This window comes from Streptomyces hilarionis (genome assembly GCF_024539675.1).
GTDB classification, from domain to species: Bacteria; Actinomycetota; Actinomycetes; order Streptomycetales; family Streptomycetaceae; genus Streptomyces; species Streptomyces hilarionis.
Genome location: NZ_JAHHIT010000065.1, coordinates 14,487 through 29,817 on the forward strand (window position 1 = coordinate 14,487; position 15,331 = coordinate 29,817).

A 15,331-nucleotide genomic window follows, 5' to 3' on the forward strand; every position below is an offset into this window, starting at 1 on the left:
TCACCGATGCGGCGCGCGTAGACCCCCGCGGACACTCCTGGCAACCCCACCCGTTTCAGGAGGCACCATGCAGCGCCACAAGCGTCGCATCGCCGCGGTCCTCACGGCCGCGGCCTCTTCGCTCCTTCTGTCACTGTCGTTCACCGCCCCCACGGCCCGCGCGGCGACCCACGACCCGATCGTCTTCGTCCACGGTCTCAGCAGCGACTCCAGCAGCTGGGACGACTGGGTCGCCGACTTCGAGGCCGACGGCTACACCGCGGCCGAGCTGGACGCCTGGACGTACAGCTGGACGCAGTCCAACGTCACGACCGCCGCCCAGTTGAACACCGAGATCAAGAAGGTGCTGGCGCGGACGGGCGCGAGCAAGGTCGACGTGGTCGTGCACTCGATGGGGGCGCTGAGCTCCCGCTACTACCTCAAGAACCTCGGCGGGACGGCCTTCGTGGACGACTTCGTCTCCGTCGCGGGCACCAACCACGGCACCTCGGTCGCCTCGCTGTGCAGCTGGCTGTACACCTCCTGCGCCCAGATGGTGACGGGCAGCTCGTTCCTCACCGCGCTCAACTCCGGTGACGAGACGCCCGGCGCCGTGAACTACGCGGCCTACTGGTCGAACTGCGACGCGGCGATCGACCCGGACTCCTCGGCGCTGCTGAGCGGCGCCACCAACGTCGGCGTCGGGTGCATCTCGCACGACGCCATGAACAACGACCACGGCGTCTACGAGAAGGTGCGCGACTTCGTCCGGTGACGCGCCGGGCGGGCGACGGCGACGGCGACGCCGGCGTCCTCGCCCGGGGGTGCGACGGGCCGCACGGGGGAAGAATCCCCGGGTAGGCCCGTCGCCACCAGGCTCCGGAGGTCACCATGCCGTCACCGCCCCACGACCCCGGCATCAGCTCCGGCTCCGGTTCCGGCTCGGATTCCGGCGCCGTGCGCGGCGACGACGTCCGCCATCCGCTGTTCGCCCGTTGCTACGCCCGGCTGGGCGCGGCCGCGGAGACCCGTGCGGGCCTCGCCGGGGTACGCGAGCGGCTGCTCGCCGGACTCTCCGGCCGGGTCGTCGAGATCGGCGCGGGCAGCGGGCTGAACTTCGCGCACTATCCGGCGGGCGTGGCCGAGGTCGTCGCGATCGAGCCGGAGCGCCGGTTGCGCCGGTCGGCGCGGGACGCCGCGCTGCGCGCCGAGGTGCCCGTGGACGTCGTGCCGGGGGTGGCGGAGGCACTGCCGGTCAAGAGCGAGGCGTTCGACGCGGCGGTGTTCTCGCTGGTGCTGTGCAGCGTGCGGGACGTGCCCCGGGCGCTGGCCGAACTGCGGCGGGTGCTGCGGCCCGGCGGCGAGGTGCGGTTCTTCGAGCACGGTCCCGGCGGCGGTCCGGCGATGCTCCTCACCCAGCGGGCGCTGGACCGCACGGTGTGGCCGCGCCTGGCCGGCGGCTGCCGGCTCACCCGGGACACCGTCGGCGCGCTGCGGGACGCCGGTTTCGCACTGGGCCCCTACCGCCGTACGACCCTGCCGGAACGCGGCCCGCGGCTGCCGTTCTCCTACTGCGTGACGGGCGTCGCCTGGCGCCCGCCGGAGCCCGACTGAGGCACGGCGGCCGCGGGTGCGGGCGGCGCGGCGGCGGGCCGCGCGAGGGAACAGGGCGGCGCGGGAGCGGGCTACAGGCTCCAGCGGCGCAGTTCGCCGGCGATCTCGGACACCGACGCCTCCCCGCTCTTGACCGACCGGGCGAGATCGCGGACCTGTTCGGGCGAGGTGGCGATCTTCAGCCCGCTGGCCACCAGGTAGGCGTAGGCGACGGCGCACGCGAACAGGGCGTTGGAGCGCTCCAACGCCGGTACGTGGATGAGGAGTTGCAGCAGGGCGGCGGCTCGGGTGTGCGGATCGTCGTAGACGGGGACGTCGAATATCTCCGCCTGATGGCGTGCCACGGCCGCGACCAGCGCGCCCCAGTCGGTGACCTGGGGGTCCCCCGGGGTCTTCTGTTCGGCGAGCATGAGGAGCCAGGCGAGGTCGATACGGAGGTCGCTCAAGGGATCAGCGGCGACCTTCGCGCGTGCCGGCCTCGCGTGCCGCGCCCGCGCGGCCCTCGCGCTCCGCGCCGAACTCCTCGGCGAAGAGCGCCTCGTACTGCTTCATGAAGTCGCCGGCGGCCTCGACGAACGTGTGACCGACCTCCCCGGCGTCCTGTCTGACCAGCTCTTCTATGTAGCGGTTGACGCTCATGCCGCGAGCAGTGGCACGCTCGCGGGCGACCTGGGCCGTGCCCTCGTCCACGCGTACGTTCAGCTGGGTCTTCGCCATACCTCGAAGCTAGCGCCGAGGTGCTAGCAGCGGCAAGGGCGGCCGGTGGTCGAAAAGGGATACCGGCTGTGCGCCGGGTCACACTACGCTCGGTCGGACACCGTCATCGGTTCGTAGTCGGCTTGTCCACGAGCGAGGAGGCAGCCTTGTCCACACCTGCTGCGGAGCACGTCCCCGGCCTGGCCCCGGCCGGCGGGAGCGCGGCCCGCGCCCGAGGTCTGACCAAGGCATACGGCTCCGGCGAGACCACCGTGCTCGCCCTGGACGGCGTGGACGTGGACATCGCGCGCGGACGCTTCACCGCCGTCATGGGGCCGTCCGGGTCCGGGAAGTCCACGCTGATGCACTGCCTGGCCGGACTGGACACCGTCTCGGCCGGCCAGGTGTGGCTGGGCGACACCGAGATCACCGGCCTGAAGGACCGGGAGCTGACCCGGCTGCGGCGCGACCGGATCGGGTTCATGTTCCAGTCGTTCAACCTGATCCCGACGCTGAACGCGGCGGAGAACATCACCCTGCCGATGGACATCGCGGGCCAGAAGCCCGACCAGGCGTGGCTGGACCAGGTCATCGACACCCTGGGGCTGCGCGACCGGCTCAAGCACCGGCCCGCCCAGCTGTCCGGCGGCCAGCAGCAGCGCGTGGCCTGCGCCCGCGCCCTGGCCTCCCGCCCGGAGCTGATCTTCGCCGACGAGCCGACCGGCAACCTGGACTCGCGGGCGGGGCTGGAGGTCCTCGCGTTCCTGCGCGAGGCGGTCGACTCCCTGGGCCAGACCGTCGTCATGGTCACCCACGACCCCGGCGCCGCCGCCCACTCCGACCTCGTGCTCTTCCTCGCCGACGGGCGGATCGTGGACGAGATGCGGCAGCCGACGGCCGAGGCGGTCCTGGAGCGGATGAAACGCTTCGACGTGATCCGCGCGCAGTTCGACGGCGAGAGCGGGGACGGCAGCGGCCCCGCCGCCGTCGGCGCCGGCTCCGGGGAGAAGTGATCCGGTGCTGAAGGCCACGCTCAGAAGCTTCCTCGCGCACAAGGGACGGCTGCTGCTGTCCGCGCTCGCCGTCGTGCTCTCGGTGGCGTTCGTCGCCGGCAGCCTGATCTTCTCCGACACGGTGACCCGCACCTTCGACCGGCTCTTCGCGTCGACGGCCCCCGACGTCACGGTGCAGCCGAAGGAGGACCTGACCTCGTCCGCGCCGACCGGCGCGGTGCAGACCGTGCCCGCCTCGCTCGCGCAGCGGCTGGCCGGCGTGCCCGGAGTGGCCGCCGCCCACGCCGACGTCAGCGTCCAGAACATCACCGTCGTCGACGCCGGGAACAAGTCCGTGGGCCCGACCACGGGCGCGCCGACCATCGCGACCGACTGGTTCGTCACCCACCGCAGCCCGGTGAAGCTGACCTCGGGGCACGCCCCGCGGGGCGCGGGCGAGGCCATGCTGGACGCCGACACCGCCGACCGCAAGCACGTGGCGATCGGCGACACGCTCACCGTGATGGCCCAGCCGGGCTCGTTCAAGGTCGAGATCGTCGGCATCGCCACCTTCACCACCACCAACCCCGGCGCGGCGCTGGTCTACCTGGCCCCCGAGACGGCGGCCACGAAGCTGCTGGGCGCGGCGGGCAAGGCCACGAGCATCTCCGTCGACGCGGCCGCGGGCACGAGCGACGCGGTGCTCAAGAAGCGCGTCGCCGCCGCCGTGGGCCCGGGGCCCTACGAGGTGAAGACGGCCGCCGAGCAGGCGAAGTCGTCCGCGCAGGCGCTCGGCGGCTTCCTCGACGTCATCAAGTACGTGATGCTCGGCTTCGCCGGGATCGCCGTCCTCGTCGGCGTGTTCCTGATCGTCAACACGTTCTCGATGCTGATCGCCCAGCGCACCCGGGAGCTGGGCCTGCTGCGCGCGCTGGGCGCCGACCGCCGCCAGGTGCGCCGCTCGGTGCTGACCGAGGCGGTGCTGCTGGGACTGGTCGGCTCCACGCTGGGACTGGCCGCCGGCATCGGCCTGGCGGTCGGGCTGATCAAGCTGATGAGCGCCTTCGGCATGAACCTGAAGACGACGGAGATGGTGGTCGGCTGGGGGACCCCGGTGGCGTCGTACGTCGTCGGCGTCGGCGTGACCTTCGTGGCGGCGTACCTGCCGGCCCGGCGTGCGGCGACGGTGTCGCCGATGGCGGCCCTCGCCGACGCGGACGTCGCCGGGGTCGGCCGGCCGCTGAGGGTGCGCGCCGTGGTGGGCGCGGTCGTGGGCGCGCTCGGCGCGGCCGCGCTCGCCGGCTGCGCGGCCTCGTCGAAGACGGCGTCGGCGGCGTCCCTGCTCGGCCTGGGCGTGGTCCTGACGCTGATCGCCACGGTCATCGCGGGGCCGCTCCTGGTCCGGCCGGTGATCAAGGTCCTGGGCGGCGCCTTCCCGGCCCTGTTCGGGTCCGTCGGCCGGATGAGCCAGCGCAACGCCCTGCGCAACCCGCGTCGCACGGGCGCGACGGCGGCCGCGCTGATGGTCGGCCTCGCCCTGGTGGGCGGAATGTCGGTGGCGAGCGCCTCCATGTCGAAGTCGTTCGACCAGCAGATCGACAAGACCCTGGGCGCCGACTACGTCGTCCAGAGCGCCAACTACGTCCCGTTCTCCGCGGAGGTCACGAACGCGGTGCGCGGCACCGAGGGCGTCGGCCTGGTCGTACGGCAGCGGTTCGCGCCGGTCGCCGTGCGACTGCCGGACGGCAAGCGCGTGGAGACGACCGCCAGCGGCTACGACGACCGGGTCGACGACGTCGCGCACGTCGACTACGCCGAGGGCGACAGCGCGGCCGCACTGGCCGACGGCGCCGTCGGCATGGACGTGGACTTCGCCCGCGAGCACGGGGTGCGGCTCGGCAGCGTGCTCCCGGTGGAGTTCCCCGGCGACCGGACGGCGTCGCTGAAGGTGGGCGCGCTCACCGATCAGGAAGCGGCCGACGGGTTCGGCACCCAGGGCGGGCTGTTCTTCGGGATCGCGACCGTCGAGAAGTACGTGCCCGGCGGACAGGACATCGCGCTCTTCGTGAACGCGCGCCCGGGCACTGACGCGGACGCTCTGCGGCCCCGGCTGGAGAAGACGCTGGACGCCTACCCGCAGGTGCAGGTCCGCGACCAGGCCGACTACAAGAAGCTCGTCCACGACCAGATCGCCGTGCTGCTCTACCTGGTGTACGCGCTGCTCGGGCTGGCCATCGTCATCGCGGTGCTCGGCGTCGTCAACACGCTGGCCCTGTCGGTGGTGGAGCGGACCCGGGAGATCGGGCTGCTGCGCGCCATCGGGCTGGGCCGACGGCAGTTGCGCCGGATGATCCGGCTGGAGTCGGTGGTGATCGCGGTGTTCGGCGCGGTGCTGGGGCTGGCGCTCGGCCTGCTGTGGGGGGTGTGCATCCAGCAGGTGCTGGAGTTGCAGGGCATGAAGGCGCTGGCCGTGCCGTGGGGCACGATCGTGGCCGTCGTGGTGGGGTCGGCGGTCGTCGGCGTCGTCGCGGCGCTGCTGCCCGCGTTGCGCGCGTCCCGGCTGAACGTGCTGGCCGCGATCGCGCACGACTGAGCAGCCCTCGGGCCGGGGCACGCGGGCGGCGGCCGTCCGGATGGCGGAATTCCGCGTCCGGGCGGCCGCCGCGTGGTGGGATCGACGCATGTCTGATCTGCGGATACGAGCCGCGACACCCGATGACCTGGACACCGTGCTGGCCTTCTGGAAGACGGCCGCCGAGGGCACGAGCATCAGCGACGACCGCAGCGGGGTCGAGCGGCTGGTCGCCCGCGACCCGCAGGCGCTGATCCTGGCCGAGCAGGACGGTGAGCTGGTCGGGACGGTGATCGCCGGGTTCGACGGGTGGCGGTGCCACCTGTACCGGCTGGCGGTGCATCCGCGGCGGCGCCGCCGGGGCGTGGGCTCGGCGCTGCTGGCGGCCGCGGAGGAGCGGTTCGTGGGGCTGGGCGGCCGGCGCGGGGACGCGATGGTGCTCACCCGCAACGAGACGGCGCATCATGCCTGGCGCGCGGCGGGGTACGCGCCCGAGGAGAAGTGGCGGCGCTGGGTGAAGCCGCTCGCCGACTGATCCGGGGCCCGCCAGGCCTCCTTTGCCGATCCTTTACCCTTGGGGGGCTGCGTGGATCACCGCGCGGCCCCCACGACGTCATGAAAGGTGTGAGCGTCCGCCCATGGGCGAGCCTCCCCGTACCCGCACGCGTCCCCGTACGCGACATCGCGCGCTGCCGTCCGCCCTGCCCGATCCTGGGACGGAGGTGACCCGATGACCGAAGTGCTGCTGCTCCTGGTGGCGATCCTGCTGTCGTTGGCGTGCGGCGCGTTCGTGGCCGCCGAGTTCTCCCTGACCACCGTCGAGCGCGGCGAACTCGAACGGGCGGCGGAGCGCGGCGAGCGCGGCGCGGCCGGCGCCCTGAAGGCCGTCCGCAACCTCACCTTCCAGCTCTCGGGCGCGCAGCTCGGCATCACGGTCACCAACCTGGTGGTCGGCATGCTGTCCGAGCCGTCGATCGCCAAGCTGATCTCCGGGCCGCTGGAGTCGCTCGGCCTGTCGAGCACCGCCGCGAGCTCCGTGGCACTGGTGCTGGGCACGGCGCTGTCGACCGTGTTCCTGATGGTCGTCGGCGAGCTCGTGCCCAAGAACTGGGCGATCTCCTCCCCGCTGACGGTCGCCAAGGGCGTGGGCAACGCGCAGCGCTGGTTCAGCGCGGCCTTCCGGCCCTTCATCAGCCACCTCAACGAGACCGCGAACCGGATCGTGCGCCTCTTCGGCGTGGAACCCACCGAGGAACTGGCCGCCGCGCGCAGCCCCCAGGAACTCGCGGCCCTCGCCCGGCACTCCGCCCGGGAGGGCGCGCTGGAGGCGGACACCGCCGAGCTCTTCGTGCGCACCCTGAACCTGGCCGACCTGACGGCGGAGAACGTGATGACCCCGCGTGTGCAGGTCATCGCGCTGGAAGCCGCGGCGACCTGTGAGGACGTCGCCAACGCCACCCGGGCCACGGGGCTGTCCCGCTTCCCGGTGTACCGCGGCGGCCTGGACGCGGTGGTCGGCACCGCGCACATCAAGGACGCGCTGGCGGTCCCCGCCGACCGCCGCCCGCGCGTGCCGGTCTCGGAGATCATGCGCGAACCCCTGCTGGTGCCCGAGTCGCTCACCGTGGACCGGCTGCTGGACCGGCTGTCGGGCAAGCGGACGATGGCCGTGGTCATCGACGAGTACGGCGGCACGGCGGGCGTGGCGACGCTGGAGGACATCGTCGAGGAGGTCGTCGGCGAGGTCCGCGACGAGCACGACCCGCACGAGACGCCCGACCTCGCCCCCGCGGGCTCCGACGACGACGGCCGCGCCCTGTACTCGGCGGACGGCTCCGCCCGCACCGACCAGCTCGCCCGCGTGGGCCTTCAGGCCCCTGAGGGCCCCTACGAGACGCTGGCCGGCCTGGTCGCCGCCGAGCTGGGCCGGATACCGGCCGTCGGCGACACCCTGGAGATCGCCGGCTGGCGCATGGACGTCGTGGACGCCTCCGGCCGCCGGGCCGCCCGGGTGCTGCTGCACGCACCGCTCGCCGACACCCCGGAAGGGGCCGACACGTGATCGCCGTCCAGTTGCTCATCGCCCTGGCGACCCTCGTCGTCAACGCGTTCTTCGTCGGCGCCGAGTTCGCGCTGATCTCCGTACGCCGCTCCCAGATCGAGCCGTACGCCGAGCAGGGCGACCGGCGCGCCAGGAGCGTGCTGTGGGGCCTGCAACACGTGTCCGCGCTGCTGGCCGCCGCGCAGCTCGGCATCACCCTGTGCACGCTGCTGCTCGGCGTGGTCGCCGAGCCCGCCATCGCGCACCTGCTGGAGCCGGTGTTCCACGCGGTGGGGGTGCCCGAGGGCGCCGGCCACGCGGTGTCCTTCGTGATCGCGCTCGTCCTCGCCACCTATCTGCACATGCTGCTCGGCGAGATGGTGCCGAAGAACGTCTCGCTCGCCGAGCCGGTGCGCAGCGCGCTGCTGCTCGGCCCGCCGCTGGTCGCCCTCGCGCGAGGACTGCGGCCGGTGATCTTCACCGTCAACGCGTTCGCGAACGGGCTGCTGAAGCTGTTGCGGGTCGAGACGAAGGACGAGGTCGCGGCGACCTTCTCGGACGCTGAGCTGGCCCAGATCGTCAGGGACGCGGGCGAGGCCGGGCTGCTCGACGACCGCGCGCAGGAGCGGCTGCACGACGCCCTGGAGCTGGGCCGCCGCCCGGTGCGGGACGTCGTCATGCCGCTGGAGCGGGTCGTGCACGCGCGCGTGGGCGTGACCCCGGAGGGGCTGGAGACGCTGGCCGCCGAGTCCGGGTTCTCCCGGTTCCCGGTGGTGGACGAGGGTCGGCGCATCGTCGGCTACCTCCATGTGAAGGACGCGCTGGACGCCTCGCCCCGGGACGCCCCGTTCCGGCTGCGGGACATGCGGGCCATCGCGCGGGTGCGCGAGGCGACGCCGCTGGACGACGTGCTGACGGCCATGCGCGGCAGCCGGACGCATCTGGCCGCCGTGCTGGGCTCCGACGGGCGGCTGGCCGGTCTGGTGACCATGGAGGACGTGCTGCGGGAGCTGTTCGGACAGCGGACCTGACCGCAGCGGGCCGCTTCGCCGCGCGGGTCCGCCCGCGCGGCGGAGGCGACCGACCGCCGGGTATGCGACTCGGGCTACCATCTGTGTCGCCATGCAGACGAACCCCACGTACACCAGCCTGGTCGCCGTCGGCGACTCCTTCACCGAGGGCATGTCCGACCTGCTGCCCGACGGCACCTACCGGGGCTGGGCGGACCTCCTCGCCGCACGGATGGCCGCCCGCTCCCCCGGCTTCCGGTACGCCAACCTGGCGGTGCGCGGAAAGCTGATCGGACAGATCGTCGAGGAGCAGGTGCCGGTGGCGGCCGCGATGGGCGCCGATGTGATCACCCTGGTCGGCGGCCTCAACGACACCCTGCGGCCGAAGTGCGACATGGGGCGGGTCAAGGGCCTGCTCACGGAGGCGGTGGAGCGGCTGGCGCCGTCGTGCAAGCAGCTGGTCCTCATGCGCAGCCCGGGGCGGCAGGGTCCCGTCCTGGAGCGGTTCCGGCCGCGCATGGAGGAGCTGTTCGTGTGCGTCGAGGAGCTGGGCGCCCGGCACGGCGCGCTCGTCGTCGACCTGTACGGCGCCCCGTCGCTGAGCGACCCGCGCATGTGGGACGTCGACCGGCTGCACCTGACGGCGGAGGGGCACCGCCGGGTCGCCGAGGCCGTCTGGCAGAGCCTCGGACACGACCCGGAGGACGAGGAGTGGCACGCGCCGATGGCGGCGACGGCCCCTCCGGGCTGGACGGCCCGCCGGGTCGCCGACGCGCGGTTCGCCCGGCAGCACCTGCTGCCGTGGATCGGCCGCCGCCTCACGGGCCGCTCGTCCGGCGACGGTCTGCCGCCGAAGCGGCCCGACCTGCTGCCGTACGAGGGACCGCCCGCGTGAGGGACCTGCGCGGCCGGGCCCGCGGGCCGCGCGACGCGGACGCCCGCGGCGAGTGACGCCGCTCTCGTAGGTTCCGCCGAACGCCACCGTGCGCCGACCTGCACGAATCGCCAGTAGAATCCGTCCACGTGACTTCCGCTGCCGCCAAGCCCCGCATCCCCAACGTCCTCGCCGGACGCTACGCCTCGACCGAGCTCGCCACGCTCTGGTCGCCCGAGCACAAGGTGAAGCTGGAGCGTCAGCTCTGGCTCGCCGTGCTGCGGGCTCAGAAGGACCTCGGGATCGAGGTGCCGGACGCGGCGATCGCCGACTACGAGCGTGTCCTCGACACCGTGGACCTGGCCTCGATCGCCGAGCGCGAGAAGGTCACCCGGCACGACGTCAAGGCCCGTATCGAGGAGTTCAACGACCTCGCCGGGCACGAGCAGGTGCACAAGGGCATGACGTCCCGCGACCTGACGGAGAACGTCGAGCAGTTGCAGGTCCGCCTCTCGCTGGAGCTGGTCCGCGACCGTACGGTCGCCGTGCTGGCCCGCCTGGGCCGGCTGGCCGGCGAGTACGGCGAGCTGGTCGTGGCCGGCCGCTCGCACAACGTGGCCGCGCAGGCCACGACCCTGGGCAAGCGGTTCGCGACCGCCGCCGACGAGCTCCTCGTCGCGTACGGCCGGGTCGAGGAGCTGCTCGGCCGGTACCCGCTGCGCGGCATCAAGGGCCCGGTGGGCACCGCCCAGGACATGCTGGACCTGCTGGGCGGGGACGCGGCGAAGCTGGCCGAGCTGGAGGACCGGATCGCCGGCCACTTGGGCTTCTCGCAGGCGTTCACCTCGGTCGGCCAGGTCTACCCGCGCTCGCTGGACTACGAGGTCGTCACGGCCCTGGTGCAGCTCGCCTCGGCGCCCTCCTCGCTGGCGAAGACGATCCGGCTGATGGCCGGGCACGAGCTGGTGACCGAGGGCTTCAAGCCCGGCCAGGTCGGGTCCTCCGCCATGCCGCACAAGATGAACACCCGGTCCTGCGAGCGCGTCAACGGCCTCATGGTCATCCTGCGCGGCTACGCGTCGATGACGGGCGAGCTGGCGGGCGACCAGTGGAACGAGGGCGACGTGTCCTGCTCCGTGGTGCGCCGCGTGGCGCTCCCGGACGCGTTCTTCGCGCTGGACGGCCTGCTGGAGACGTTCCTGACCGTGCTCGACGAGTTCGGCGCCTTCCCGGCCGTCGTCGCCCGCGAGCTCGACCGCTACCTGCCGTTCCTCGCCACCACCAAGGTGCTGATGGGCGCGGTGCGCGCGGGCGTCGGCCGTGAGGGCGCGCACGAGGCCATCAAGGAGAACGCCGTGGCCTCGGCGCTGGCGATGCGCGAGCAGGGCGCCGAGCGCAACGAGCTGCTCGACAAGCTGGCGGCGGACGAGCGTCTGCCGCTCGACCGGGCGCAGCTCGACGCGCTGATGGCCGACAAGCTGTCCTTCACGGGCGCCGCGGCCGCGCAGGTCGCCGTCGTGGTCGGCCGGATCGAGGAGATCGTCAAGCAGCGGCCGGAGGCCGCCGGGTACACCCCCGGAGCGATCCTCTGACGCGCTTCACCCAGGCGGAGCTGGAGGCAGCCCGCGACCGTCTCGTGCCGGACGTCGTCGCGGGCGGCCTGCGCGTGCTGTTCTGCGGCATCAACCCGGGCCTCATGACGGCGGCGACCGGACACCACTTCGCCCGCCCCGGCAACCGCTTCTGGCCCGTGCTGCACCGGTCCGGCTTCACGCCGAGGCTGATGAAGCCGGCCGAGCAGCGGGAGCTGCTGTCCTACGGGCTCGGCATCACCAACGTGGTGGCGCGGGCGACCGCACGGGCGGACGAGCTGAGCGCCGAGGAGTACCGCGAGGGCGGCAGGCTGCTGGCGCGCAAGGTGACAGCCCTGAAGCCGCGCTGGCTGGCGGTGGTGGGGGTGACCGCCTACCGGGCGGCGTTCGACGACCGCAAGGCGGCGGTGGGGCCGCAGGAGCGGCTCATCGGGGAGACCCGCGTGTGGGTGCTGCCGAACCCGAGCGGCCTGAACGCGCACTGGACGACGGAGACGATGGCGCAGGAGTTCGCCCGGCTGCGCGAGGCGGCGCGGGACTGAGGTCGCTCAGGGCGGCCCGGTCTCCGTCACCACCAGCAGGAGCTGGAAGGGCAGTTCGGTGTCCCACTGGGAGACGCCGAGGGCTATCCAGCGCGGTGTGCCGGGCAGTTGCCACAGGTGCACGTCCGGAACGTGACCGCTGAGCGAGGCCCAGGGCTCCGCCGGGTCCTCGCCCGTCAGGGAGCGTTCCAGCGTGCTCGCCAGACTGACGAGGTGGGGCGGTCCCCAGCGGTCGGTCAGCCGCTCCGTGAGCCCGTCCCGGTCGGCCTCGTACTGCTCCTCCGTCTCCTCCCACGCGGTGCGGCACTCGCCGTGGAAGTCGCCGCTGGTCTGAAGTTCCGCCACGAGGTACCCCTGCGCGGGCAGCTCGCGGACGCTCAGCAGGTCGACGGTGGCCAGACCGTGGGCGATGTCCATGAGATCCAGTAAAGCGGCCGGCACTGACAATTGGCTGCCCGTCAGCGGGCCGGCCCCCTCAGGCGTCCCGGACCCGTACCCGCCACGTCCCCGCTGCGACCGCCGCCGCCGTCCACAGGGCGGTCACCGCGAGCCCGGTCCACGGCCCCACGACGCCGTCCCACGAGCTGTGCAGGGCGACTTGGCCCGCCCGGTCGGGCAGCAGGTCGGCGACGCCGCCGCGCACGTCGCCGACGACGAAGGAGACGAGCAGGAGGAAGGGAACGAGGATGCTCAGGGCGCCCACCCCGCTGCGCAGCACCGCGGTGAGACCGGCGGCCATCAGGGCCATCAGCGTCAGGTAGACGGCGCAGCCGGCCGTTGCGCGCAGGCACTCCGCCCAGGTCGGCGCGTGCGCGTGCGGTCCCCGGACCGCCGCTCGCACCGTCAGGGCCGCCGGCCCGGTGACCAGGCCGACGGCGAACAGCGGCAGGCCGATCGCGGTCAGCTTGGCCGCGAACCAGCGGCCCCGGCGGGGCACCGCGGCCAGCGACAGGCGCAGGGCGCCCGCGTGGAACTCGGCGGAGACGGCCGTCGTGCCGAAGGCGACCGCCGCGATCTGTCCGAAGACCACGCCGAAGAACGCGGAGAAGAGGGCGTCGTCGCCGTCGCCGAGTCCCGCCAGTGTGGAGAACGCGACGGTGGCGAGCGGTACGGCGGCCAGGGCGCCGATCTGGGCGCGCACCGTGCGGACCTTGATCCACTCGGCGTGGAGCGCGGGCGCGGATGCCAGGGGTCCCACGGTCAGGCCTCCTCGTGCGGTCGGGACGCGAACTCGGCGTCGTCGGCGGTGAGCGCGAGGTAGGCCTGCTCCAGCGTGCCTTCCTGCGCGGAGAGTTCGAGCAGCGGGACGCCCGCGGCGCAGACGAGCGGACCGATGTCGTCCACGCGCGCGTGACGCACGGTCCAGTGCCCTTCGGGGTGGTGCACGGCGTCGTGGCCGTGCCGGGTGAGGACGTCCTCGAGGGCGGTCGGGTCCGTCGTGCGGATGCGGACGCCGGGGCGCACGCGCGCGTCGACGAAGTCGCGCAGCGCGGTGTCGGCCAGCAGGCGGCCGCGGCCGAGGACGACGAGGTGGTCGGCGAACGACGCGGTCTCGTTCATCAGATGGCTGGAGACCAGCACGGTGCGGCCCTCCGCGGCGAGCCGGCGCAGCAACCCCCGGATCCAGACGATGCCTTCGGGGTCGAGGCCGTTGGCGGGTTCGTCGAGCAGGACGACCGCGGGGTCGCCGAGCAGGGCGGCGGCGATGCCGAGCCGCTGGCGCATGCCGAGGGAGTACGTCCGCACCCGGCGCCGGGCGGCCGGGGCCAGTCCGGCCTCCTCCAGCACCTGGTCGACCCGGCGGACGGGCAGGCGGTTGCTGGCGGCGAGGGCGAGCAGGTGGTCGCGTCCCGTCCGGGAGCCGTGAGCGGCGTGGGCGTCGAGGAGGGCGCCGACGTGGCGGAGGGGTTCGGTGAGGGTGACGTAGGGGCGGCCGGCCAGGGTGGCGGCGCCGGACGTCGGCCGGTCGAGGCCGAGGAGGAGGCGCAAGGTGGTGGACTTGCCCGCGCCGTTGGGACCGAGGAACCCGGTGACGCGGCCGGGCAGGACCCGGAAGGTGATCCGGTCCACGGCCCGCCGGGGGCCGTACTCCTTGGTGAGTTCGTGGACGTCGATGCTGGTCATGGCCACAGCTTGGCCACCGGCCGGGGCTGCGGGCCTCCCCCGCGCGGGGAGTTCCCCTCCCCCGCTCGGGGGAGGCCCGCAGCCGGCGGATCCTGCCACCATGTCCGCATGGGCCGCCTGCTGAGCCCGCTGCTGCGGGGGAAGACGTACACACGACTGCTGCACCTGTGGGTGCCGATGCTGATCGTGAGCGTCTGGATGTTCGTCGATCCCACGCGGCCCTGGGCGCCCGCCCTCGCGCTCCTGCCGGTCGGGCTCGTCCCGGCGGTGCGCAGGAGCGAGGGCGTGCAGGCGCAGCTGCTGCTGACACCCGACGAGCGGGAGCCGGGATTCTCCGTGGCCGCGTCGGCGACCTGGCGGGACCGCCTGCGTACGGTGCTGTGGCTGCAAGCGCGCATGGCGCTGGGCGCGGCGACCGTCTTCGCGTGCGTGTGGCTGCCGGTCGCGGCGGTCGAACTGGTCCGCGGCGCGTTCGGTGTCGCGGGCGCGGGCATACCGGGTCTGCCCGCCGTGGGGGCGCACGGGTGGCCGGCCCTGCTGGCGCCGCTACCCGTGCTCGTCCTCGGCGCACTGGTCGTCGCGCTGGGCGAGGCGGCCACGTACCTGGCGCGGCGGCTCCTGGGCCCGTCGGCGGCGGAGCGGCTCGCCGCGCTGGAGGAGCGCACCGAGCAGCTCCTGGAGCGCAACCGGATGGCCCGGGAGCTGCACGACTCGATCGGTCACGCGCTCACGGTGGCGGTGGTGCAGGCGGGCGCGGCCCGGGCGGCCGGCGACCCGGGCTTCACGGACCGCGCGCTCGGGGCCATCGAGGAGACCGGCCGGGCCGCCCTGGAGGACCTGGAACGGGTGCTCGGCGTGCTGCGGGAGGCCGAGCGGCCGGCGCGCGGCCGGCCGACGCTGGCCGAGGCCGACCGCCTGTGGCAGTCGGCGCGGGCCTCGGGCGCGGAGCTCGACGCCGAGGTGACGGGCCCGCTGGAGAGGGTGCCGGGGCCGGTGTCGCGGGAGGGCTACCGCATCCTCCAGGAGTCGCTGACGAACGTGCTGCGGCATGCGGGCGCCGTTCCGGTCCGGGTGCGCGTCACGGTCGGCGACGACGTCCTCAGCCTGGAGGTGCGCAACCGGCTGCTCACCGATCGCGTGCCCGGCCCCGGGCGGGGCGGCGGGCTGCGGGGGATACGGGAGCGGGCGGCCCTGCTCGGCGGGCGGGCGTCGACCGGACCGGACGCGGGCGACTGGCAGGTACACGCAGAACTGCCGCTGAGGTGATCCAGGGTCGTGCGTGCCGGACCCCGCGA

16 protein-coding genes are annotated in these 15,331 nt (G+C 73.7%); 11 read left to right on the forward strand and 5 right to left on the reverse strand.

All coding sequences use genetic code 11. From position 1 onward, the window contains the following. The first annotated feature begins 67 nt into the window (after window positions 1-67). Window positions 68-754, forward strand: coding sequence for an esterase/lipase family protein (locus KMS84_RS17055; protein WP_256917088.1), 687 nt, complete (start codon window positions 68-70; stop codon window positions 752-754). Between the two features lie 116 nt (window positions 755-870). Then, a complete protein-coding gene (locus KMS84_RS17060; RefSeq protein WP_256917089.1) occupies window positions 871-1,593 on the forward strand; it encodes a class I SAM-dependent methyltransferase in 723 nt (240 codons plus the stop codon). Between the two features lie 71 nt (window positions 1,594-1,664). Here the strand turns inward: KMS84_RS17060 and KMS84_RS17065 are convergent, their stop codons facing one another. Both KMS84_RS17065 and KMS84_RS17070 read right to left on the reverse strand, forming a co-directional pair. Beyond that, a complete protein-coding gene (locus tag KMS84_RS17065) occupies window positions 1,665-2,039 on the reverse strand; it encodes a fic family toxin-antitoxin system, toxin component (RefSeq protein WP_256917090.1) in 375 nt (124 codons plus the stop codon). Between the two features lie 4 nt (window positions 2,040-2,043). Beyond that, window positions 2,044-2,310: a toxin-antitoxin system HicB family antitoxin gene (locus tag KMS84_RS17070; protein ID WP_256917091.1), complete on the reverse strand. Its 267-nt coding sequence runs from the start codon at window positions 2,308-2,310 to the stop codon at window positions 2,044-2,046. 146 nt (window positions 2,311-2,456) lie between these two features. Between KMS84_RS17070 and KMS84_RS17075 the strand changes: the two genes are divergently transcribed. The 8 genes from KMS84_RS17075 to mug all read left to right on the forward strand — a co-directional run bounded on the left by KMS84_RS17075 (window position 2,457) and on the right by mug (window position 11,912). Continuing rightward, window positions 2,457-3,302, forward strand: coding sequence for an ABC transporter ATP-binding protein (locus KMS84_RS17075; protein WP_256917092.1), 846 nt, complete (start codon window positions 2,457-2,459; stop codon window positions 3,300-3,302). Between the two features lie 4 nt (window positions 3,303-3,306). Then, window positions 3,307-5,874: an ABC transporter permease gene (locus KMS84_RS17080; RefSeq protein WP_256917093.1), complete on the forward strand. Its 2,568-nt coding sequence runs from the start codon at window positions 3,307-3,309 to the stop codon at window positions 5,872-5,874. Between the two features lie 40 nt (window positions 5,875-5,914). Continuing rightward, window positions 5,915-6,388 carry a GNAT family N-acetyltransferase gene (locus KMS84_RS17085; protein WP_438818944.1) on the forward strand — a complete coding sequence of 158 codons (474 nt, stop codon included), beginning with the start codon at window positions 5,915-5,917 and terminating at the stop codon, window positions 6,386-6,388. Between the two features lie 195 nt (window positions 6,389-6,583). After that, window positions 6,584-7,915 (forward strand): hemolysin family protein, encoded by a 1,332-nt coding sequence (locus tag KMS84_RS17090; RefSeq protein ID WP_256917095.1) that lies wholly within the window; start codon window positions 6,584-6,586, stop codon window positions 7,913-7,915. Next, window positions 7,912-8,925 (forward strand): hemolysin family protein, encoded by a 1,014-nt coding sequence (locus KMS84_RS17095; protein WP_256917096.1) that lies wholly within the window; start codon window positions 7,912-7,914, stop codon window positions 8,923-8,925. Before KMS84_RS17090 ends, KMS84_RS17095 begins: the two co-directional genes overlap by 4 nt. Window positions 8,926-9,016: 91 nt before the next feature. Next, window positions 9,017-9,799 carry an SGNH/GDSL hydrolase family protein gene (locus KMS84_RS17100; protein ID WP_256917097.1) on the forward strand — a complete coding sequence of 261 codons (783 nt, stop codon included), beginning with the start codon at window positions 9,017-9,019 and terminating at the stop codon, window positions 9,797-9,799. A 128-nt stretch (window positions 9,800-9,927) separates the two neighbouring features. Beyond that, complete coding sequence (gene purB, locus KMS84_RS17105; protein WP_256917098.1) at window positions 9,928-11,370, forward strand: adenylosuccinate lyase; 1,443 nt, start codon at window positions 9,928-9,930, stop codon at window positions 11,368-11,370. 44 nt (window positions 11,371-11,414) lie between these two features. Continuing rightward, window positions 11,415-11,912 carry a G/U mismatch-specific DNA glycosylase gene (gene mug / locus KMS84_RS17110; protein WP_256917099.1) on the forward strand — a complete coding sequence of 166 codons (498 nt, stop codon included), beginning with the start codon at window positions 11,415-11,417 and terminating at the stop codon, window positions 11,910-11,912. Window positions 11,913-11,918: 6 nt separating this feature from the next. Here mug and KMS84_RS17115 read toward each other — a convergent pair whose 3' ends face one another. From KMS84_RS17115 to KMS84_RS17125, 3 genes are read right to left on the reverse strand one after another with little or no spacing between them, the layout of a single operon-like run. Next, window positions 11,919-12,329 carry a hypothetical protein gene (locus KMS84_RS17115; RefSeq protein ID WP_256917100.1) on the reverse strand — a complete coding sequence of 137 codons (411 nt, stop codon included), beginning with the start codon at window positions 12,327-12,329 and terminating at the stop codon, window positions 11,919-11,921. Window positions 12,330-12,387: 58 nt separating this feature from the next. Beyond that, window positions 12,388-13,101 carry an ABC-2 transporter permease gene (locus KMS84_RS17120; protein WP_256917126.1) on the reverse strand — a complete coding sequence of 238 codons (714 nt, stop codon included), beginning with the start codon at window positions 13,099-13,101 and terminating at the stop codon, window positions 12,388-12,390. 11 nt (window positions 13,102-13,112) lie between these two features. Then, a complete protein-coding gene (locus KMS84_RS17125) occupies window positions 13,113-14,036 on the reverse strand; it encodes an ATP-binding cassette domain-containing protein (protein ID WP_256917101.1) in 924 nt (307 codons plus the stop codon). Window positions 14,037-14,144: 108 nt separating this feature from the next. Between KMS84_RS17125 and KMS84_RS17130 the strand changes: the two genes are divergently transcribed. Continuing rightward, complete coding sequence (locus KMS84_RS17130) at window positions 14,145-15,302, forward strand: sensor histidine kinase (RefSeq protein WP_256917102.1); 1,158 nt, start codon at window positions 14,145-14,147, stop codon at window positions 15,300-15,302. Window positions 15,303-15,331 lie beyond the last annotated feature (29 nt).